Genomic DNA, 21268 nt, shown 5'->3' with positions numbered 1-21268 from the left:
ATGGGCAACATGTTATAGGAGGTTAGGAGCCATGTTGATTGCTTACGATTCCAAGACCGGCAACGTCAGAAGATTCATTAACAAACTGAAGCTTCCGGCGGTTCAAATCGAAGAGCATATGACGATCGACGAGCCTTACGTGCTTGTTACATACACTACCGGATTTGGACAGATTCCAGAGAAGGTGTCAACATTCCTTGAACGAAACCATTCCAGGCTCAAGGGCATCGCCGCGAGCGGCAACAAAAACTGGGGCGAGCTATACGCGCACAGCGCAGACTTAATTGCACAGCGTTACAACGTACCGGTGGTCGGCAAGTTTGAATTGTCGGGAACCTTCGGGGATGTACAGCGCATAAAACAGGAGGTGGACCGGGTTGCGGCATATTGAATTGAACAACATGTTGATGAAGAGAGACGAAAGCGGCTTTTTCCAATTGGATAAGGACCAGGAGGCAGTAGCCGAGTTCATGCAGGATGTGGAGCGGCGTAGCCTGACATTCACGGATACGAAAGCCAAGATTGATTATATGATTGCCAATGACTACTACGAGGACCTGTACGACCGCTACTCCGCTGCTGAGATGGAGGATGTCTACCGGATCGCCCATGAATATAATTTCCGCTTCCCTTCCTATATGGCGGCTTCCAAGTTCTACACAGATTATGCTGTCAAAAGCAATGACCGTAAGCAGTACCTGGAGCATTATCCGGACCGCGTAGCGGTAGTGGCTCTGCATCTGGGACGGGGCAACGTGGAGACGGCCCGTACACTGGCCCGCTCGATGATGGAACAGCGCCTGCAGCCGGCGACACCAACCTTCCTCAATGCCGGTAAAAGCCGCCGCGGCGAGATGGTCTCCTGCTTCCTGCTGGAGATGGACGACTCGCTCAATTCTATCAACTATGTGCTGAATACCTGCATGCAGCTGTCGAAAATCGGGGGCGGCGTTGCGGTCAATCTGTCCAAGCTGCGCTCGCGCGGCGAGACCATTAAGGGTGTGGAGGATGCGGCCAAAGGCATTATGCCTGTCCTGAAGCTCATGGAAGACGGCTTCTCCTATGCGGACCAGATGGGCCAGCGTAAGGGTTCGGGTGCGGCTTATTATAATATTTTTGGCTGGGACGTACTTGAATTCCTGGACAGCAAGAAAATTAACGCCGACGAACGGACACGCCTGAAGACGTTGTCTATCGGCCTGATCGTGCCTAACCGCTTCTACAAGCTGGCACAGGATAATCAGCCGCTGCATGTGTTCGCTCCTTACACAGTCTATCAGGCGTATGGTACGCACCTGGATGACATGGATCTGGACGTCATGTATGATACCCTGCTTGCTGATCCGCGCGTGAAGAAAAGAATCGCCATGAGCGCACGCGACATGCTGACCAAGATCGCCATGATCCAGCTTGAATCGGGCTATCCGTATATTATGAATAAGAGTAATGCCAATAACGCCCATGCCCTGCGTAATGTGGGCCAGATCAAGATGTCCAACCTGTGCACCGAGATTTTCCAGTTGCAGGAGACTTCAGAGATTAACGACTACGGTCAGCAGGACGAGATCCGCCGCGATATCAGCTGCAACCTGGCTTCCCTCAACATCGTGAACGTGATGGAGCACGGCAAGATCCGTGAATCCGTACATGAGGGTATGCTGGCACTGACGGCTGTCAGCGATATGACTACTGTCTCCAACGCTCCGGGCGTAGCTAAAGCGAACAAGGAAATGCACTCCGTAGGTCTGGGTGTAATGAACCTGCACGGCTATTTCGCCAAGAACAAGGTGGCTTATGAGAGTGAGCAGGCCCGTGATTTCGCACGCACCTTCTTCATGACCATGAACTATCACTCGATTGAGAAAAGTATGGAGATTGCCGCTGAGACCGGCGAGACCTTCTATGGATTCGAGCAGTCCGACTATGCCAGCGGCGTGTATTTCGACCGTTATATAACTACAGACTACCGTCCGGTTACGGCAAAAGCACAGGAACTCTTCGAAGGGATCTACATTCCTACAACTGAGGACTGGAAGCAGCTGCGTGACAAGGTGATGAAGCACGGCCTGTACCATGCTTACCGTCTGGCGATTGCGCCGACCGCAAGCATCTCGTACATCCAGAATGCGACCTCCAGCGTCATGCCGATTGTAGAGCAGATCGAGACCCGCACGTATGCTAACTCGACCACCTACTATCCGATGCCTTACCTGCGTCCGGACAATGTGTTCTACTATAAATCCGCCTACCAGATGGACCAGTTCAAGGTCATTGATCTGATTGCGGAGATTCAGCCTCATATCGACCAGGGTATCTCAACGGTTCTGCATGTGAACAGTGATGTTACAACCCGTGAGCTGGCCCGCTCTTACCTGTATGCGGCGCACAAAGGGCTGAAATCCCTGTACTACACCCGGACCAACAAATTGTCTGTCGAGGAATGCCTGGCCTGCTCCATCTAAGAAGGTCACAGGTACAGAAAGGGAGAATATACGATTATGAGCGCAATTCAAGCCGTGAACTGGAACCGTCCCGACGACGATTTCTCACTGATGTTCTGGAACCAGAATATTATGCAGTTCTGGACCGACGACGAAATTCCATTATCCGATGACAAAATGTCCTGGCTCACGCTGAGTGAGATTGAAAAGGACTCTTATATGAAGGTGCTGGGCGGACTGACCCTGCTGGATACGATCCAGGGCGGCGTAGGCATGCCGCAGATTATGGAGCATGTGGACGGCTTGCAGCGCAAGGCGGTCCTCGGCTTCATGGGCATGATGGAGCAGATTCATGCGAAGTCGTACAGCAGCATTTTCACCACACTGGCTTCCACCGAGCAGATTGACGGGATTTTCCGCTGGGTGGAGGACAATACGTTCCTGCAGTTCAAGGCGGAGACGATCTCGGAGTATTATCAAAAGATCGAGACGAAGAAAGACCTCTATCTGGCGATGTCTGCATCGGTTCTGCTGGAGAGCTACCTGTTCTATAGCGGCTTCTTCTACCCGCTCTATCTGGCCGGACAAGGCAAAATGACCTGCAGCGGCGAGATCATCGACCTGATCCTGCGTGATGAGAGCATCCACGGCGTCTATGTCGGCGTGCTGGCCCAGGAGATTTTCGAAGAGCTGTCCGAAGAAGACCAGAGCGATGTCTACGAGACCCTGGTCGGCCTGCTTCGTCTGCTCCACGCGAACGAGGAGCAATACACCGAGCAGATCTACGCACCGATCGGTCTGGTGGAGGAAGTGAAGACCTTCCTGCGCTACAATGCCAACAAGGCGATGATGAACCTCGGCCATGATCCGCTGTTCGATGAGGAAGAGATTAACCCAATCGTCCAGAACGGGATCAGCACCCACACGAAGCAGCATGACTTCTTCTCGAAGAAGGGGAATGGGTATGTGCGGGCTATGAATGTGGAGCCTTTGCGGGATGAGGATTTTAAGTTTTAAGTGGAGAGATTGAACTTGTAGACTCTGATTTCGGGATAGTCGTGACTCCAGAGAAGTTTTGGACTTCCGGCCGCTGTTGTATACAGATTTCCTTGATTAGACCGCTGTTCGCGGTTGAAATCCGTATACAAAGGCGGACGCTACCGCTCCTACAGTTCCAAAATTCCCTTCCGCCATTCATCCCTTAATTTGTATATTACAAGTTCAACCTATTGGATGGTATGTAGAATAAGCACCCGGTCGCTTGGACAAGCTGCCGGGGCTTTTTTTTGTGATACACCTTTTCAGTTCCCTCAAAGGTTCTGAATAAATCATCGAAACCCAAGCTTCACTTTTCACTGAAACGGTACCATCCCGAAAAGGAAGGCAAAGCCGGTTCTACTTATGAGACCATATTGTTACTGGGACGTAGGAGTAGGAGTGGCTATTTTACAAGAAAGAGGTGGAACGGGATGGCGATACATATTCAGGAGTACGGAGACCCGGATGGGGCTTGTCTGATGGTCTTCCTGCATGGCGGGGGCGTGAGCGGGTGGATGTGGGAGAAGCAGGTGGCGGCGTTCGCCGGGTATCATTTTCTGGTCCCGGACCTGCCGGGGCACGGGTTCAGCCGGGAGGATACGGAGTTCACGATCCGCAGCAGTGCGGAGGAGCTTCTGTTACTCATTGAGGAGCGGGCTCAGGGACGAAAGATCGTTGTCACCGGCTTCTCGCTGGGCGCACAGGTGTTGGTTCAGATGCTGGGTTTAAGACCGGAGCTGATCGATTATGCCATCATCAACAGCGCGTTAGTGCGGCCCATTCCCTCCGCCAGCAAGCTGATCGGGCCGGCGGTCAGACTGTCTTTTCCGCTGATTAAGTACAGATGGTTCGCGAAGCTACAGGCTAAGACGCTCTATCTGGGCGAGGAGTACCTGGAACGGTATGTTGAAGAGAGCCGGCAGATGGAGCTGAAGACGCTGATCCGGGTGCTGGAAGAGAATATGTCGTTCCGCATTCCAGCCGGGTTCAGTGAGGCCACAGGCAAGATACTGGTTACTGTAGGTGAACGTGAGAAATCTGTCATGAAGCAATCCGCCCGGGATCTGGTTGCCGCAAATCCCCGCTGCATGGGCGTGGTGATTCCCCTGATAGGACATGGCCTCTCTCTGGCGAAGCCGGAGCTGTTCAATAAGCTGGTCGAGGCATGGATTCAGGGCGGGGAGCTGCCCGGGGAATGCAGAAGAATCTGATTCCCTCAGGCGCGAGTGACGCTAGTTCAGATCCTCCCTGATTTTGTAGCGGACAGCAAGATAGCTTAGTATTAGAATCGCCGCAACCGCTACTCCGAATGTATGAATCAGGTCAGCCATGTTGCCTAGATCCTTGACCCGTACGAGCGTGTTGATCAGCAGATATTGCGTCAGATGAGTGCCTGTGAACTGATTCTCCAGCGCCCCCAGTACCATCCCGATCACATTCAGAGCCAGAACGAAACCGGCGCTCAAGCTGATGAGCAGGTTCTTGGTCATCATAGCAATGCAGAGAACAACCAGTGAGAACGCCCAGTGCAGCAGGAATTGGCCGACCAGCAGAGTAATGAGCATGCCCAAGTCTTCCAGATCCGTCTGACCCATAAACAGTCTCCTGCCGATTCCGTCTGCAATTAACAGGATCAGGAACAGCATTGCCACGAATAGGGCGAGAATCGCCATTTTGGAGAAGACGGAGTGGATTCTTGCCTGTCTCATGGAGATATAATTCTTGTGGAAGCCGGAATTCCATTCGCTCATATAGAAATAAATCGTGAACACGGCGATATAGATCAGCATCCAGGAAGGCGGCTGTGAGATCACAAGCTGGATGAACTCACTCTCCGTTAAGCTGCTGAGCAGCGGACGGCCCTCCACCGGTTGCTCGTATTGCTTCATCATATAGATGCCGAAGATCTGAAAGGCACAGAACAAAAGCAGCAACAAGTACATAATCTTGTTTCGCGTGAAGCGGTACAGGTCCATCCGCAACAGGTTAATCATGGCGTTCACCTGCACTTTCCGTGCGTTCCAGGAAATACTGCTCCAGGCTCTGCTTATGTCTTGAGATGGAATCTACCATTATCCCATGCTGCGCCAGCTCCTGGACGATCTGCCGGATGCGGATATGCTCGTCGTATACATACACCGTACGGCTGTCCACCACTTTATATTGTGTAATCTTCAACTCGCGCTCCAGCACCGGGAGAGCCTCCCGGGCTTCCTCCACGCTAATCTCGATCCGTTCCTCACAGCGCTGCTGTAATTCTTCCTTGGAGATTACCTCGGCGAATTCCCCCTGATGGATAATGGCATACTTGGTGGCGATTTTGGAGAGCTCCTCCAGAATGTGGCTGGAGATCAGAATCGTCAGACCCGTTGCGTTCAGCTCCAGAATGAGCTCCCTAATCTCTACAATCCCTTGCGGATCAAGCCCGTTAATCGGCTCATCCAGAATCAGCACATCGGGACTTCCAAGCAAGGCCACCGCAATTCCCAGCCGCTGCTTCATACCCATGGAATAGCTTTTGACTTTGGCGGTATTCTTAGGATCCAGTCCTACGAGCCTCAGCAATTTCTCTATCGTGGTATCCCTGTCACTTAGACCATATGCGATGGCGAGCAGCTTCAGGTTCTCATAGGCCGAGATGTTCGGATATAACCCGGGCTGCTCAATCAGTACCCCCATCCGCTCGAAAAAAGACTGGTCCCCCGCCGCCGCACGGTTGAAAAAATGCAGCTCTCCCGAGGTCGGATATACGTGTCCGCTGATCATTTTAAGCAGCGTGGATTTGCCCGCACCGTTCTTGCCGATGATGCCGACAATCTCTCCTCTGTAGATTTTGAGATTGGCATTCCTCACCGCTGCTTTCGATCGGTACATCTTGGTCACTCCGCATAGTTCAATGATGCAATCTGTCATGTCTGCCACCTCCTTACCCTAAGTTAACAGGATGAAGACTAATAGTTCGCCAACAAAAGGTTAAGAAAGTTCAAAGTTCATCATGGACTCAGCCGGAAGCCGATGCCCCAGACCGTATCGATATAGGCTTCGCTGTCGTGCGCTTTGATTTTATTGCGGATATTGCTGACATGTACCGTTATCGTCTTGTCCTCGCCCAGATAGATCTCCTCCCAGGCCAGCTCATAGAGATCCTGCTTCGTGAACACGCGTGAGGGATTCCTGACCAACAGTTCGACAATCCGGTATTCCTGGCGGGTCAGAGCAAGCACGCTGCCATGAATTCTGACACTGTAGGCCATGCAGTCCAGTACCAGATTTTTATGCCTGAACTCCTTCACCGGCTCACCGGCAGCTGTCCGCTGGATATGGACATGGATGCGGGCAATCAGCTCCTCCAGCTCAAAGGGCTTGGTCACATAATCATCAGCGCCCAGCGTGAACAGATCCAGCTTATGATCCAGCTGATCCTTTGCCGAGAGGACAATAACCGGAATCCGGGACTTCAGCTCCTCACGCAAACGCTGCATAAATGCCTCGCCGGACAATCCGGGCAGCATCAGGTCCAGGACAATGAGGTGGTACTCCTGCTCTGCCAGATTCAGCATCCCTTCACTGCCCGAATAGGCCCGGGTACACTGAAAGCCTGCGGCGGTAAGCCCGTCATGCAGAATTGCGTTAATATGCTCGTCATCCTCAACGATGAGAATTCTTTTGCTCTTACTATTGAGAGGGATGCCCATGGGGGTGCTCCTTTCCCGCTTTTGTGAATTCGATATCAATGCTGAAGATGCCGCTGGCGGAATTGGCTGATGCGTCGCCGTTCATTTTCTCCATCAGCGCCATCACAATCGAGAGTCCAAGACCTGAGGAATGCCGGGTACGCGACGGATCTTCTCTGTAAAAGCGGGTAAAGATCTTCTCCGTATCCACACTGCTGCCTGGCTTAAGCCGATTGGTGAAGCGTATACACAGCATCTCCTGCCTGTCTTCAACCTCTACGGTCAACGGGCCTTCGCCGTGGATGAAATAGTTGCCGATGATATTGGTAAAGATTCGTTCCAGCGCATGGATATCCCCCATCACCCAGGGAGAAAGCTCCGGCAGCCGAAGCTCAGGCTCATTCCCGGACCGGGTAAAATCATCAATGAACGTGAACAGGTTCCGCTTCAGCACCTCCGCCACATCAACCGCCTGCAGCTCCAATTCATATTCGGGATTCTGCAGCTTGGTATAGAGGAACAGTTCCTCTACCAGCTTAATAATCTGCTGTATTCTCGACTGGGCAAGCGCTACGTACCGCCCCTTCTCCTGCTCCGCCTCTGTCCGCAGCGCCAGCTGAAGGTAACCATCCAGTGAAGTGAGCGGCGTGCGGATATCATGCGACAGACTGGTAATCGCCAGATTCATCTCCTGATTCTTGCGGCTGAACTGTTCTCCCATCGCTTGCTGGCGGCGTAACAGGTTATTGCACTCCCGCACCAGCCTGCCGATCTCCCTTGGCTTCAACTGGGTCGCTACCAGCTTACGGGATTGATGCTCCATAATAAAAGACAGCTGGCTGCTAATCTGACCAACCTGTCTCCGGTAGTTCAGCAGGTACACAGTCTGGGCAATCAGCAGCAGCAGGAGTCCTGCCAGAACAATAAGGATACGATCAACTCCTCTCATATGGTTTTATTATATACGATTACAGAGTCCTAGTCCGGGGTGGGGGTGAGCTTGTGGCGTATAGAGATTCCCTCCTTGCTCACTCTAAGCTGAATCTCCCCCTGCTGGTCGGTCCGGTAGATGCTTGTTTCGGTATCGGCCAAGCGCTCCAACACAGTCCCGTGCGGATGCCCGTACATGTTATTCACACCGGCTGAGATTACAGCGGCCCCGGGGTTCCAGAAAGCGAGCCAATCTGCACTGGTGGCGGTTTTGCTGCCGTGGTGGGCGACCTTGAGGGCATCGATGGGTCTGCCTTGCTTAATCCCGGATTGATTTGCGGAATGTAAGATGGCTTCCTCTGCAGCCTGATCCATATCTCCTGTGAAAAGAAAGCTCCGGCCGTTCATCTCCAGCCGGAACACCACCGATTCGTGGTTCTGATCCTCCACTTCCTCTGGCAGGATCTGTCCATCCGCTCGCGGCTCCGGCCAGAGGAAGTTCAGCCGCGTGGCCTCGTCCGGAGCCAGCGACATGCCCTGCTGCACCGGATACAGCCGGACACCCGCGTCCAATGCGGTCGTCATCAGCTTGGTGTACGGCTCTGTGTCGGCTAATGTTCCGTTGAACAGCAGCGCCGATACCGGTATCCCTTCCAGCACCGCCTGGAGCCCTCCGGCATGGTCCTGATCGCCATGCGTCAGAATAACTGCGTCCAGCCGGTGGATACCCCGCTGCTTCAGGAGCGGCAGCAGCGTCTTCGCCCCGACCTCGAACGGGCTGCGGCGGATGCGCCATTCCTCCCGGTTGCCGAAGCTCACAGTACCGCCGCCGTCCACCAGGATATGCGTTCCACCTGGCGTGGTAATCAGACTGCTGTCCCCCTGGCCTATATCCAGGAAGCTGATGGAACCGGAGCCGTCGCGTATAGCCTCAGCGTTATAGCCCTTATAGAGCAGAATGGTCAGGCCTATAGCGCACAGTATCGCTGCGGGATTGCTCCAGCGCGTAGCTCCAGTCGGCGGATAGGCTTGAAAGGCCAGCGCGGCTCTTCTGCTGTTCGCAATGGATAGCAAATCTGGCTGGTTGGTGGTGTTGATAGGGTTACCCGGCCTCTCCAGTTCCGCCAGCGGACGGGTCTCATCATCCATGAACTGGGGAACAAGCCTAGCTTCAGTCCTCCGCTTCAACGCAAGTAACAGACCGTACAGTAGCCCGTAGTAGAGACAAATCCACAGAAAGGAAGGGGAAGCCCAGAACAGCACCCCGGCGGTGAATCCGTTCACCCACTCCACTGCCGCAAAAGTGATATTATTCAGTATCTCTGCAAGCTGTGCCAGCAAAAGTGCTGCTGTATTCCAGATCCGCCCAAGGAGCAGTGCCAGTGTTCCCAGGGGCAGTACCAGGAAGGTGATGAAGGGAACCAGCAGTAGATTGGCAGCAACGGACAACAATGAGAATTGGTTGAAATAATAGATCGTCAGTGGAAATGAGACCAGTTGAGCAATAATTGTTACAGAGAGGCTGCTGCCCAGCCAGCCCGGTAACCGCCTGAATAGCGGCGCAGCAAGCGGTGTGTACACCATGAGTCCCGCCGTTACCAGAAAAGAGAGCTGAAAGCTGACACTAAGCAGCAGATAAGGATTCCAGACCAGCATCATCAAAGCGGATGCAGCCAGAATATTTAGTCCATCCTTGAGCATGCCTAGCCTTGCCGCCAGCAGGGCAATCATGCTCATGATCCCGGCGCGGATCACAGACGGTCCTGCCCCGGACAACAGCACATAGACCGGAACCAGCAGCAGGGTCACCGTCAGTGCGGTTTCTCTGGTCAAGCGGCAGCGGCGCAGAAGAACCAGGATTACTCCGACGTACACCGCTACATGCATGCCCGAAATGGCCAGGATGTGGGTGAGCCCGAGCTGCGAGAACTGTCTGAATGTCTCCGGGTCCAGCTCCTTTTGGATGCCGATGACGAGGCCCTTCATATAACCCGCATGAGGCTCCTGAAATAAGCGGCTCATTTCTGCACCGAGCGCAGATCTTGCCTTATCATTCCAGCGGAGAATAGTGGACGGCTCCCACGAGACTTGGGGGTTAACCGTTACACTGGCTGTTCCCGTTCCTTTGAGCAGCCAGTGAATCTTTTGGGTGAGCAGATAGGCACGGTAGTCGAATCCGCCGAAGTTGCGCGCTATCTGGGGCTGTATCAATTCCCCCTCAATGACCACCCGGTCTCCCCGCTGCCACAAGGCAGCCTCAGCGATCTCACTCTCCTCCTGGAGCTTGATTTGTACGGTTACACGTTCACCTTCAGCACTCCTCTCCAACGCACGCTCTGCGCCTGTCTTTGCCGTATCACCCGGATTCACTTCGGCCTGCACTTCGCCTTCCGTTCCCGCTGCGGCGGCCAGCTCACCCTGATGCAGCCTGATCCCGGACAGCTTCACGACAAAATCAACCCGGTCCCCGTCCCGCTCTACCGGAGAAGCGATAACGCCTGCGGCTGTTATATATGCTTCATTCAGTTCGCTCACCGGTTGCCCCAACACCTCAGGCAGCAGACTCACATTGCATACCTCGCTGTATTCCCAGTATAAGGCTGCCACAATCAGTGCTGTCACCAACACCCCAGCCGTCCTCCAGCGTATTCCGCCGCTCACCGCCCAGACTACAGGCAGCAACAATAGCCCTGTGAGGCAGAACAGCAGACTGCGGCCAGAGAACAAACATCCTGCGGCACTTCCCGCTACCCAGCAGACCGTAAAGCTTAAGAGCGGCCTTCTGTTCATAATCATCTCTCCTTCCTAATTAGCACTAGACGCCAAAGAACCCCTGCATACGCATACAAATGCGTGTACAGAGGTTCTTCCCCTGGAGCCCGTCACTATTCTTTTCGTGTCTCGTTCAGCCAACTATGTTCAGCCCGTCAGCCCATCCGTAGATGCTGGTTATTCAGATACCGAAATCATCGTTTCCTTAGGCGGCTCGTAGTTCTCCAGTTGACGGAACACAATGCCTTTGGAGGAGAGCATCGCCTGTACCTTCTCCATGTCTTTCTTGTAAGGACGCAGGTAGACAATCTCCACGATCCCGCTGTTAGCCAGCATATTGGCACAGGTCCAGCACGGCTCATCCGTAACGTAGACCGTACTGCCTTCCCGGTCGCTCCGGTCTGTGAACAGCAGCAGATTCTGCTCGGCATGGATCGTGCGGATGCAGCGCTGCTTTTTGACCATTGTCTCTACACCGTCTATCATCTCACGCTCGTATTGCTCAGAGACCATACAGCCTGCTTCCGAGCAGTCAGGAACGCCCATCGGCGCACCGTTATAGGCCGTACCCAGCAGCTTCTTCCCCTGCACCAGCACCGCGCCGACATGGCGGCGGGGACAGCGCGAACGGGTGGAGACCATGCAGGCAATATCCATGAAGTATGTATCCCAGTTCTTGCGGTAAGCCACAGTCATCAGTAATCTCCACTTTCTCTTCAATAGTTGTTCATTATTGTAGCATACCCGGCTGCGTTTTCACTAGGATATTGATAGCCCGCAACAACCTACATTTCGCCTATCTCTCGCTTAGATCTCCCGTCCCGCCACTTCTACACCTCATTTGCTCATCCGTAGAGTGGGGTGTGATTGCACTTCATACAGTAGAAATTGCATTCTCAGCGCCTAAGTAACGTTCTGCTGCACTTCATACAATTGATTCTTTCATTTAGTCTCCAAAGAACCTCTTTTGCAAAATTCTAATGTACGAAGTGCAGCAGCTTCAGTTATCAGGCGGATTGTGGGCTAATCTAATGTACTGAGTGCAATTGCAGCTTACTGTGCCTCTGTCCATGCTCAGTATGGAGCCCGCTAAGTGGAAAAACTACAACTGTTACTGGTAAAAGCGCCGAATGTAAGCTAGTAGTTGGAAAAACGACACTTAATTCGTTACAAATCGCTGATTCAGCGCATTCGGACCAAATTAGATGCCCTAAATCCACTTACTGTTCGTCAAGGTAGCATTTAAGATTTATTAAGTGGAGGAAATCCAACTGCTTCCCCGACAGACGGGTTGTTCGGAGACGGAGACATTCGGGACGGCGGCCTAAAATGCTACCAGCGGCTTCAGCTTCTCCAGCAGCTTGGGGCCGATGCCCTTCACCTTGCCCAATTCCTTCACGCTGCGGAAGGCACCTTTACTGGTGCGGTAGTCGATAATCGCCTGTGCTTTCTTCTCCCCGATGCCCGGCAGGTCCATGAGGGCTTTGGCATCGGCTGTATTCACATTGATCCGGCCGTCAGCCGCTGCCGGGGCTGCAGTGCCAGCGGTTCCACCAGTTCCAGCTGTTGCAGCCGCCGTTCCACTTGCACCGCCGCTTCCCGCCGCTCCTCCGGGTCCTCCTGAGTCCGCTACACCCGCCATCCCGGCACTCGCCGCTCCAGCGCCAGCTGCTTCATCACCGGTGGCCGCACCGCCAACAACTCCGCTACCCGCCTCGCCTACAACATTCGCGCCAGCAACTCCATTACCAATCACACTCCCGCCAGCTCCTGTGTACACTGTTGCACCACCCGTGACTGCGTTGCCAGTTACTCCACTACCCGCCGTACCGCCACCAGCTATCTCGCCACTACCCGCCGCACCTGCAACACTCCAGCCAACTGCCCCGTCCCCCGCCGCACTCCCTCCAGTCACTCCACTCCCTGCCGTACCGCCACCCGGTACCTCGCCACCTTCCACTCTGCTCCCTGCTGCACCAGCCACACTCCCGCCATCACCCCCGGCGGCTGCACTGCCACCCTCACCTTCAGCCGCTACACCCAGCGCCTGCGCCATTCCGGCGTTCAGAGTAGACCATCCGGCAATGCCGGCGTCCTGTGCTCTATGGTCTGCGGCCCATACCAGGCCGCCGCCCAGCAGCGCGGCGGTAATGGCGCAGATGATCAATCTTTTATCCATCAGGTTGTCCTCCCTCAATAAATTGGAATTTTATTCAAAACTGTGATGAATACCTGTCATGTGTCCAAGTCTGGCCTGCATACATATAACGAAGAGTATCACTGTAAGCCAGCAGCATAAGAAAGGAGGTACCACAGGATGAAAGTGGGATTTATCGGAACAGGCAGCATGGGAAGTCTGCTGATCGACACCTTCCTTCGGTCGGGAGCCCTTGAGCCATGTGATGTGATGGCCAGCAACCGCAGCCCGGGCAGGCTGATGGAGCTGAAGAAGCTTCATCCCGGAATTACGATATGCTCCGGCAACATCGAAGCCGCCTCGGAGAGCGACCTGGTGTTCCTGTGTGTCAAGCCTTTGCAGTTCAAGCGGGTAACCGATGAGATCGCCCCTTATCTGCGCAGCGACCAGATCGTTGTATCGATTACAAGCCCTGTGCAGCTCTACCATCTGGAATCGGCCCTGCCCTCCAAGGTCGCCAAAATCATTCCCAGCATCACCCATTCCGTCCGAGGCGGGAGCTCGCTGTGCATCTTCGGTAGCCGATTAAATAAAAAAGACAGGCTGCTGCTGCTCCAGTTATTCTCCTGCATTGGTGTTCCTGAGGAAATTCCTGAGAATCATACGCGGATTGCCTCAGATTTCTCCAGCTGCGGTCCGGCCTTTCTGAGCTATTTCCTGGAGCGGTGGATTGAAGCGGCTGTAGAAGCAACCGGCATCGATGAAGCCCTGGTCACCCGGCTGGCGGGTGAGATGCTGCTGGGTACGGGCAAGCTGCTGACCGAAGGCTCGTTTACTCCCCAGGAGCTGCAGGAACGGGTAGCCGTCCGTGGAGGCATTACCGCGCAAGCGCTGAACCATCTGCAGACGAGTCTTGAAGGGGTGTTTGAACGCCTGATCACCACCACACATGACAAGTATGATGAGGATGTGGAAAAGCTCGACGAGCTGTTCGGCCTCGGCAGCATCGCCCAGAGCCGCTTAGACCGTTAAGCCATCCTGCCCCCTGCCTTGGCCCTGTCCCTTCCCACGCTGGCAGTCGTCACGCCTCACAGGCCGCCCGAAACCAAGAAAGCCCGCAGCACGGAAACCTCCGTTGCTGCGGGCAGAATTGCGTTCTTCGCTTAACCCACTACGATATTTACCAGCTTGCCGGGAACGGCAATGATTTTGCGTACGGTTTTGCCTTCGACAGCCGCCTTCACATTCGGCAGGGCCAGGGCGTGGTCTTGCATCTCCTGCTGGCCCATATCCGCCGGAATCAGCGCGCGCTGGACGATTTTGCCGTTCACCTGCACTACAATCTCAACCTCAGCATCTACAGTCAAGGCTTCATCATAGGCCGGCCAGGCGACATAGCTGATGCTTCCTTCATGTCCAAGCAGCTCCCACAGCTCTTCGGCAATATGCGGTGCCAGCGGGGACAGCATCTGCACGAAATGTTCAGCTGCTTCCTTGGACAGGCTCTCCTGCTTGTAGGCATCATTGATGAAGATCATCAGCTGGCTGATCGCCGTATTGAAGCGCAGCAGCTCGAAATCCTCCATGACCTTCTTCAGTGTCTTGTGCCAGGTGCGTTTGAATTCATCCGTACCCCCGCCCTCTGTAATCTTCGCGCTGAGGCTGCCGTCTTCATTCACGAACAGGCGCCATACGCGGGAGAGGAAGCGATGAATGCCTTCGACACCCTTCTCGTTCCAAGGCTTGGTGGCCTCCAGCGGCCCCATGAACATCTCATAGACGCGCAGGGTATCTGCCCCGTAAGCTTCCACGATCTCATCCGGGTTAATGACATTACCGCGCGATTTACTCATCTTCTCGTTGTTGTTCCCCAGGATCATTCCCTGGTTGACCAGCTTGTGGAACGGCTCCTTGGTATCGACTACGCCGATATCATAGAGTACCTTATGCCAGAAGCGGGCATACAGCAGGTGAAGCACCGCATGCTCGGCTCCGCCGATGTACAGGTCAACCGGCAGCCATTCCTTCTGCTTCTCCGGTGAACACAGCTCCTGATCGTTGTGCGGATCGATATAACGCAGGTAGTACCAGCAGCTGCCGGCCCATTGCGGCATGGTGTTGGTCTCGCGGCGGGCCTTCATGCCGGTCTCGGGATCAACCGTCTCGACCCACTCGGTCACATTCGCCAGCGGAGATTCCCCGGTGCCCGAAGGCTTGATAGCATCCACATCCGGCAGAACCAGCGGCAGCTGATCCACAGGCACAGTCTTCATCGTGCCGTCTTCCAGGTGCAGAATCGGAATCGGCTCGCCCCAGTAACGCTGGCGGCTGAACAGCCAGTCGCGCAGGCGGTAGGTTACTTTGCCCTTACCGCTGCCCTTCTCTTCCAGCCAGGCGATCATCTGAGCCATCGCTTCAGTATTAGACAGACCGTCGAGGAATCCCGAATTGACATGCGGACCGTCGCCGGAGTAGGCTTCTTCTTCGATATTGCCGCCCTGCACCACTTCGATGATGTTCAGGCCAAACTGCTTGGCGAACTCCCAGTCACGGGCATCATGGCCCGGAACGGCCATAATTGCTCCGGTTCCGTAGCCGGCCAGCACGTAGTCGGCAATCCAGATCGGCACCTGCGCACCGTTCACCGGATTAATCGCATACGCGCCGGTGAATACACCGCTTTTCTCCTTAGCCAGATCCGTGCGTTCCAGATCGCTCTTGCGGGAAGCCTTGTCGCGGTATTCAGCAACAGCTGCCTGCTGCGCCTCTGTGGTAATGACATCCACCAGCTTATGCTCCGGTGCGAGTACGCAATAGCTTGCTCCGAACAGGGTATCGGGACGGGTAGTGAACACTTCAAGCACAGCCTCATGCCCCTCAATCGCAAAGGTCACCTCAGCACCGGTCGATTTGCCAATCCAGTTGCGCTGCATATCCTTGATGCTCTCTTCCCAGTCCAGCTCCTCCAGATCCTCCAGCAGGCGGTCGGCGTATTCGGTAATCTTCAGAATCCACTGGCGCATCGGTCTGCGGACCACGGGATGGCCGCCGCGCTCGCTTTTGCCGTCGATGACTTCTTCATTCGCCAGAACGGTTCCCAGCGCCTCGCACCAGTTCACCGATACTTCGGCCACATAAGCCAGTCCACGATTGTACAGCTGGATGAAAATCCACTGCGTCCACTTGTAGTACCCCGGATCTGTCGTACTGATCTCGCGGTCCCAGTCGTAGGAGAAGCCCAGCGACTTGATCTGGCGGCGGAAATTGTCAATGTTCTTGAAGGTAATGTCACGCGGATGCTGGCCGGTATCCATTGCATACTGCTCTGCCGGAAGTCCGAAGGCATCCCAGCCCATCGGGTGCAGCACGTTGTAGCCGCGCATCCGTTTGAAGCGGGACACGATGTCGGTGGCGGTATAGCCTTCCGGGTGGCCTACGTGCAGTCCTGCGCCGGAAGGATACGGGAACATATCCAGGGCGTAGAATTTCGGCTTGCCTGATTCTTCACTTGTCTTAAAGGTCTTGTTCTCGTCCCAGAATTTCTGCCATTTCGGCTCGATGGTCTGGGCGCGGTATCCAATATTGTCGCTCATCTTGTGCTCCTCCTTGGAGTGTTGCTGTATTAGGTAACTCTATTGTAAAAAAATACTGTAAATAAGGGTCACTGCAGAAAGTTTTGGGCTTCCGCCCGCTGTTATACTCGGATTTCTGAATTATAAGCTTCCAGGTAGAAATCCGAGTATAAAGGCGGCCACTAACGTTGCTACAGCTCCAAAATTTCTTTCCGTTCCTTTATATTTACATAAAATCTGTAATAACCAATTCACTTGCCCAGTGCAACAGCAAAGCCCAAGAGCCGCCCATGATTCGCCGGGCCGTAAAAGCCACGGCAAGGCCATCGGCCATGCTTCGCCGGGCCGGCAGACCCGCTTCCGTTCCGCCGTTCCCCCAGGTTAACCGCAAAAAAACCTCCCATCCCTAGCGTATAATCGCTAGGGACGAGAGGTATGAATTCCCGTGGTACCACCCTAGTTAGCGGCGGACATTCTTTGTCCGGCACTCACTTTGACACCCTGTATCGGGGGTGAGGCGACGGCGGTTCACTCGCCGGTCCCTTTAAGGAACCTGCGGCTCGCGCCATTACTCGGAGGTGAGTTCACTGCGGTCCGTTAACCGGCTCGCACCTGGGGTGCCGGCTCTCTGCAATAACGGTCTCACGAATTAATACTCCTCTTCATCGCACTGCTATGATGACTCTTCTTATCGTAATATTCACCACATTATAACCAAAAGATACATGTACCGTCAATCCTTTCACCCGAAGTAGCCGCAGGTCCCCCTGTTCCTGCATGTAACGGGATGAATTACGGCTGCTTTATGCCGGCCTTCTGCGGATATAATAGCCGATGATATGCTGAATGACCACCTTCGCGGCGGCGAAGAAAGGGACGGCCAGAATCAGTCCGATCATTCCGGCGATCTCCCCGCCGACCAGCAGCGCGAAGATGATCAGCAGCGGATGCAGATGCAGCTTCCGTCCTACAACCTGCGGAGAGATCACGTTGCTCTCCAGCATTTGGCACAGGGTATTCACCACCGCTACCAGCAGGACAAGGCGCCACGACAAGGTTGTGGCCATTATAATGGCCGGGGCCGCCCCCAGAAACGGACCCATATAAGGAATAATGTTGAATACCGCGACAACACAGGCGAACAACAGCGCATAAGGCATGCCGATAATCGCGTAGCCGATATAAGCGAGCACGCCGATGATGATACAGACGAGAAACTGCCCGCGGATATAGTTGCCGAGCGCTTCATCAATGTCTTTTAACAGCATCACAATCGACTTGCGGCGCGAACGGGGCAGACAGGATACCACCATCCGTTCGAATACCTCGAAGTCCTTCAGAATATAGAACACGAGAAAAGGCACAATGAATGCGTTGAACAGCACGCCAATGGTCGAAGCGATATTATTAAGGAAGTGGGAGATGCCTTCGGCCAGGCGGTTCTCCAGCTGATAGAACCAGTTATTCATTCCCGTCTCCACCCCGGGCGGAATCAGTCTGGAATTCATGCCCTTCATCAGCCCCTGCGCGTGCAGCGTCATCTCCGGCAAATGCTCGTTAAGCTCCTCCAGCTGTTCAATGAACATCGGGATCAGATTGATCAGAATCACCGCAAGCGAGGTCAGGAACACCGCATAGATCAGCAGGACGGCTACGCTGCGCGGCATTTTTCTCCGGGAGAGCATAGTGACCACCGGATTCAATACATATGAGATAATCATGGCGGCCAGGAACGGGGCCAGAATCGCTTTTAGAAACAGGAATACCCCATTCAGCATCGGACGGAGCAGCCAGACGAAATATAGAATAATCAGTGAGAGCAGCACGCCGGTCATCCAGCGGAGCCATTTACTGCGGAACCACTCCTCCATAATCTCCCTCCTGAACGTGTACAGCCCTTAACCATCATGCATATTAGTATGTGTGGGAGGGGAATGAAATACTCCGCTCTGCAAAAAATTGGTTTTTTGTTATTTCAGTTCGCAGGTTGGTATAGTGGCCGGGTTCAAGGTTCGCTACAATCATAGTGTAAAGCGCTTACATTATTGAGGAGGGTATTGTATATGAGGAGAACGCTACACAAGCTATTCGGTGCAGGGATGACCCTGCTACTTGCCGGTCTGCTGACAGGGGCTCCGTCCGTTTCGGCGGCCACCGTCTTTGATGAGCCACTGACCTACTTCAACCCAGCAACCTGGCAAAAAGCAGACGGCTACTCGAATGGCTCCATGTTCAACTGTACCTGGCGTGCGAATAACATCTCTTTCACCAGTGGCGGACAGCTTCGTCTAGCCCTGACCAGTCCCAGCAATAATAAATTTGACGGCGCGGAATACCGCTCTGTGTACAAGTACGGCTACGGCAAATACGAGGTCAGTATGAAGCCGGCCAAGAACAGCGGGATTGTCTCCTCCTTCTTCACCTACACCGGGCCTTCAGACGGCACGCCTTGGGACGAGATCGATATTGAGTTCCTCGGCAAGGACACCACCAAGGTCCAGTTCAACTATTACACCAATGGTGTTGGCGGTCATGAGCAGATTGTCAATCTTGGCTTCGATGCTTCCCAGAGCTATCATACGTACGCCTTCGACTGGCAGCCGGGTTATATTAAATGGTATGTAGACGGGGTCTTGAAGCATACGGCCACCAGCAACATCCCCTCCCGGCCCGGTAAAATCATGATGAACCTCTGGAACGGAATCGGTGTGGATTCCTGGCTCGGTTCCTATAACGGGGCAAACCCGCTGTACGCCTATTACGATTGGCTGAAATTCACAGGCAACTAACTTGCAGGCAGGAGATGGACCCCGGCGGTGCGCAAGCGGCATCCGCCGGGGTCCTTTTGTCTATGCGGATCATAGCGGCTCATCTTCAATATTTGTTATTCCAATCGCCACATTGGTATGGCGGCTGCTGCCGTCCTTCTGTACGATATATAGCAAGAATACAGCACAGGAGGAACAGATTCGGGTGGGGCCGCCGCCAGGCAAATAGGCAGAAGCACCCAAGCGTATCTACGACAAGAAACCGCCTTATTATAGAGGCGGTTTCTTGTCCCTGCGGTATTTAGCGGCTGCTGCGGTCCCAGGCATTGACTTCCATGGTTTCGGTAAGTCCGCCGTAGGTGTTCCACTTGTGCACAAATTCGTCGAATTCTTCAAGCGGGCTGTCCGCGAAGATGATTTTGATGAAGGTTTTCTGCTCCAGCTTCTTCAGCAGCTCGCCGTCACGCTTCATCGTCGCTGTCGGAGGTCCCGTGAACTGCTCCTTACGGGAAGCCTCCTTCTGGCCCAGCAGCACAGGGGCAATGTCCTTCGGGATCTCCCGGATGACCCCGGAGGGGATCCGGGCCCCGTCGAAGGTTAGCGTGTACGAGGCTACCCGGATGCCGCCCAGCGGCAGCGCGGAAGATTGGGCGCTCGGCTGATCCCCCGCCATGGACCAGTCATAGCCCTCCGCAAGGCCATGGGCGAACTCGCCGGTCGAGGTAGCATATGAATCGAACAAATAATTCTGATACGTAAAAAAGATTTCAGGGTGCTTCATCTGCTTGTTAATCAGAATGGCACCATTGACAGGCAGGGTCCCTCTTCTCATGGTGAGCCCACCTGGCCCCGAAGGGATGGCAATTGCCCGGATGTGCGCCTCAGCGTCACTATTGGTCAGGGAGGACAGCGGCCAGCCGCGCATCCAGTAGGGTCCGGCAATGATGCCTGCCTTGCCGGAGATGAACTGGTTCGCTGCTCCCTCTTCGTCCAGCCAGGCACTGTCAGCGCTCAGATAACCGCGCTGTACCCATTGCTTCATGAGCTGGACAGCCTTCCTTGCCCCGGGCTGGATGGAGCCGTATTCCAGAGTGCCGTCACTCCGGCGGTTCCACTGCTCAGGAACCGTACCGAAGGCGCCGAACACCCAGCTGCTGTCTCCCATCCAGGTGCTGGGGCCGTTGCGGAATCCAACCGACAGGCCGTAGGTATCCTTGATCCCGTTGCCGTCCGGGTCCCGGTTGACGAAGGCATCCATGACCTGCTCCAGCTCATCCAGGGTCTGCGGGGCTTTCAGATGAAGCTTGTCCAGCCAATCCTGGCGGACCCAGAGCAGCGGATCGGAGTTATATTCATAATCCATAATGGGAATGGCATACCTGTGCGCGCCGCGCATGAAGGGGTTCCATGCCGAAGCATCCTCGGCAACAGCCTTCTTCCACACCTCGGACGCATGCTGCTCGAACAGGTCGCCGACTTCCATGAATTGCCCTGAATCAATCAGCTCCTGGATAATAGCGGCATCTCTGGTCGTTACGATGTCGGGCATATTGCCTTTGGCCAGCTCCAGCCTCAGCTTGTTGGCGTAAGTCTCTGAGGTCCCGGAGATCGTCCAGAGATAACGGATGCGGATGCCAAGCCGCTTCTCGGCCCAGGCCGTATGTACGTTATGCTCCAGGCTCTCCCCTTTGATAAAGTTCAGATTGGGGTTCACGGAGCCTACGGTATACAGGTCTACCGGAGGATCATATTTGCCTTCCTTAACATCGAAGTAAGGGGCTGTACTCTGCGGTGAAGCGGGCGGCTGACTATATTCGGTGCTGTCCCAGGAGCAGCCCGACAACATCAGGAGCAGCAGGAACAGCGGTGAACGGACTTTCATGTAACCACCTGCTTTTCGTAGAGTTCATAATCTTATGATACACTTCTCCATATT

General features: G+C 54.4%; 17 protein-coding genes. 6 read left to right on the top strand and 11 right to left on the bottom strand.

Annotated elements, in window-relative coordinates:
* Positions 1–31 precede the first annotated feature (31 nt).
* The 4 genes from nrdI to MKY64_RS02595 all read left to right on the top strand — a co-directional run bounded on the left by nrdI (position 32) and on the right by MKY64_RS02595 (position 4690).
* On the top strand, positions 32–391 hold the full coding sequence (gene nrdI / locus MKY64_RS02610; protein WP_036732265.1) for a class Ib ribonucleoside-diphosphate reductase assembly flavoprotein NrdI: 360 nt from the start codon (positions 32–34) through the stop codon (positions 389–391).
* Positions 378–2462 (top strand): class 1b ribonucleoside-diphosphate reductase subunit alpha, encoded by a 2085-nt coding sequence (nrdE, locus tag MKY64_RS02605; RefSeq protein ID WP_076082078.1) that lies wholly within the window; start codon positions 378–380, stop codon positions 2460–2462. Before nrdI ends, nrdE begins: the two co-directional genes overlap by 14 nt.
* Before the next feature lie 36 nt (positions 2463–2498).
* Positions 2499–3458 (top strand): class 1b ribonucleoside-diphosphate reductase subunit beta, encoded by a 960-nt coding sequence (gene nrdF, locus MKY64_RS02600; RefSeq protein WP_340950772.1) that lies wholly within the window; start codon positions 2499–2501, stop codon positions 3456–3458.
* Between the two features lie 452 nt (positions 3459–3910).
* Positions 3911–4690, top strand: coding sequence for an alpha/beta fold hydrolase (locus MKY64_RS02595; protein ID WP_340950771.1), 780 nt, complete (start codon positions 3911–3913; stop codon positions 4688–4690).
* A gap of 21 nt (positions 4691–4711) precedes the next feature.
* Here the strand turns inward: MKY64_RS02595 and MKY64_RS02590 are convergent, their stop codons facing one another.
* From MKY64_RS02590 to MKY64_RS02560, 7 genes are all read right to left on the bottom strand, one after another.
* The gene (locus MKY64_RS02590; RefSeq protein ID WP_340950770.1) at positions 4712–5473 is read right to left on the bottom strand and encodes an ABC transporter permease; all 762 of its coding nucleotides are present in this window, start codon (positions 5471–5473) and stop codon (positions 4712–4714) included.
* Entirely contained in the window at positions 5466–6392 is a 927-nt protein-coding gene (locus MKY64_RS02585) for an ABC transporter ATP-binding protein (protein ID WP_340950769.1), read from the bottom strand. Before MKY64_RS02585 ends, MKY64_RS02590 begins: the two co-directional genes overlap by 8 nt.
* Positions 6393–6472: 80 nt before the next feature.
* Positions 6473–7174, bottom strand: coding sequence for a response regulator transcription factor (locus tag MKY64_RS02580; protein ID WP_340950768.1), 702 nt, complete (start codon positions 7172–7174; stop codon positions 6473–6475).
* Positions 7155–8102: a sensor histidine kinase gene (locus MKY64_RS02575; RefSeq protein ID WP_340950767.1), complete on the bottom strand. Its 948-nt coding sequence runs from the start codon at positions 8100–8102 to the stop codon at positions 7155–7157. The genes MKY64_RS02580 and MKY64_RS02575 overlap by 20 nt, the downstream gene beginning before the upstream one ends.
* 29 nt (positions 8103–8131) lie before the next feature.
* Positions 8132–10873, bottom strand: a complete 2742-nt coding sequence (locus tag MKY64_RS02570; RefSeq protein WP_340950766.1) for a ComEC/Rec2 family competence protein — start codon at positions 10871–10873, stop codon at positions 8132–8134.
* 159 nt (positions 10874–11032) lie between these two features.
* Positions 11033–11551, bottom strand: coding sequence for a deoxycytidylate deaminase (locus MKY64_RS02565; RefSeq protein ID WP_076082103.1), 519 nt, complete (start codon positions 11549–11551; stop codon positions 11033–11035).
* Positions 11552–12179: 628 nt separating this feature from the next.
* Positions 12180–13034 carry a ComEA family DNA-binding protein gene (locus MKY64_RS02560; protein WP_340950765.1) on the bottom strand — a complete coding sequence of 285 codons (855 nt, stop codon included), beginning with the start codon at positions 13032–13034 and terminating at the stop codon, positions 12180–12182.
* 138 nt (positions 13035–13172) lie between these two features.
* Between MKY64_RS02560 and comER the strand changes: the two genes are divergently transcribed.
* Positions 13173–14024: a late competence protein ComER gene (gene comER, locus MKY64_RS02555; RefSeq protein WP_340950764.1), complete on the top strand. Its 852-nt coding sequence runs from the start codon at positions 13173–13175 to the stop codon at positions 14022–14024.
* A gap of 131 nt (positions 14025–14155) precedes the next feature.
* Here comER and leuS read toward each other — a convergent pair whose 3' ends face one another.
* From leuS to MKY64_RS02540, 3 genes are all read right to left on the bottom strand, one after another.
* On the bottom strand, positions 14156–16585 hold the full coding sequence (leuS, locus tag MKY64_RS02550) for a leucine--tRNA ligase (RefSeq protein WP_340950763.1): 2430 nt from the start codon (positions 16583–16585) through the stop codon (positions 14156–14158).
* Between the two features lie 205 nt (positions 16586–16790).
* A complete protein-coding gene (locus MKY64_RS02545; RefSeq protein WP_340950762.1) occupies positions 16791–16955 on the bottom strand; it encodes a hypothetical protein in 165 nt (54 codons plus the stop codon).
* Between the two features lie 412 nt (positions 16956–17367).
* Positions 17368–18435 (bottom strand): AI-2E family transporter, encoded by a 1068-nt coding sequence (locus MKY64_RS02540; RefSeq protein WP_340950761.1) that lies wholly within the window; start codon positions 18433–18435, stop codon positions 17368–17370.
* A 228-nt stretch (positions 18436–18663) separates the two neighbouring features.
* Between MKY64_RS02540 and bglS the strand changes: the two genes are divergently transcribed.
* On the top strand, positions 18664–19353 hold the full coding sequence (bglS, locus tag MKY64_RS02535; RefSeq protein WP_245368144.1) for a beta-glucanase: 690 nt from the start codon (positions 18664–18666) through the stop codon (positions 19351–19353).
* A 280-nt stretch (positions 19354–19633) separates the two neighbouring features.
* On the opposite strand, the gene MKY64_RS02530 is transcribed toward bglS, so the two are convergent.
* Positions 19634–21214 carry an extracellular solute-binding protein gene (locus MKY64_RS02530; RefSeq protein WP_340950759.1) on the bottom strand — a complete coding sequence of 527 codons (1581 nt, stop codon included), beginning with the start codon at positions 21212–21214 and terminating at the stop codon, positions 19634–19636.
* Between the last annotated feature and the right edge of the window lie 54 nt (positions 21215–21268).

The organism is Paenibacillus sp. FSL R7-0210 (assembly GCF_038009085.1).
GTDB lineage: Bacteria > Bacillota > Bacilli > Paenibacillales > Paenibacillaceae > Paenibacillus_AQ > Paenibacillus_AQ silagei.
Note: the sequence above shows the minus strand (reverse complement) of the source record. Positions and strands in the feature narration are given on the sequence as shown.

Bases quoted from the DNA above. Each gene is read 5' to 3' on its own strand.
- bglS (WP_245368144.1), top strand. From the start codon at position 18,664: ATGACCCTGCTACTTGCCGGTCTGCTGACAGGGGCTCCGTCCGTTTCG.
- MKY64_RS02570 (WP_340950766.1), bottom strand. From the start codon at position 10,873: ATGAACAGAAGGCCGCTCTTAAGCTTTACGGTCTGCTGGGTAGCGGGA.
- MKY64_RS02560 (WP_340950765.1), bottom strand. From the start codon at position 13,034: ATGGATAAAAGATTGATCATCTGCGCCATTACCGCCGCGCTGCTGGGC.
- leuS (WP_340950763.1), bottom strand. From the start codon at position 16,585: ATGAGCGACAATATTGGATACCGCGCCCAGACCATCGAGCCGAAATGG.
- comER (WP_340950764.1), top strand. From the start codon at position 13,173: ATGAAAGTGGGATTTATCGGAACAGGCAGCATGGGAAGTCTGCTGATC.
- MKY64_RS02540 (WP_340950761.1), bottom strand. From the start codon at position 18,435: ATGGAGGAGTGGTTCCGCAGTAAATGGCTCCGCTGGATGACCGGCGTG.
- MKY64_RS02595 (WP_340950771.1), top strand. From the start codon at position 3,911: ATGGCGATACATATTCAGGAGTACGGAGACCCGGATGGGGCTTGTCTG.
- MKY64_RS02585 (WP_340950769.1), bottom strand. From the start codon at position 6,392: ATGACAGATTGCATCATTGAACTATGCGGAGTGACCAAGATGTACCGA.
- MKY64_RS02580 (WP_340950768.1), bottom strand. From the start codon at position 7,174: ATGGGCATCCCTCTCAATAGTAAGAGCAAAAGAATTCTCATCGTTGAG.
- MKY64_RS02530 (WP_340950759.1), bottom strand. From the start codon at position 21,214: ATGAAAGTCCGTTCACCGCTGTTCCTGCTGCTCCTGATGTTGTCGGGC.
- MKY64_RS02590 (WP_340950770.1), bottom strand. From the start codon at position 5,473: ATGATTAACCTGTTGCGGATGGACCTGTACCGCTTCACGCGAAACAAG.
- MKY64_RS02575 (WP_340950767.1), bottom strand. From the start codon at position 8,102: ATGAGAGGAGTTGATCGTATCCTTATTGTTCTGGCAGGACTCCTGCTG.
- nrdF (WP_340950772.1), top strand. From the start codon at position 2,499: ATGAGCGCAATTCAAGCCGTGAACTGGAACCGTCCCGACGACGATTTC.
- MKY64_RS02565 (WP_076082103.1), bottom strand. From the start codon at position 11,551: ATGACTGTGGCTTACCGCAAGAACTGGGATACATACTTCATGGATATT.
- nrdI (WP_036732265.1), top strand. From the start codon at position 32: ATGTTGATTGCTTACGATTCCAAGACCGGCAACGTCAGAAGATTCATT.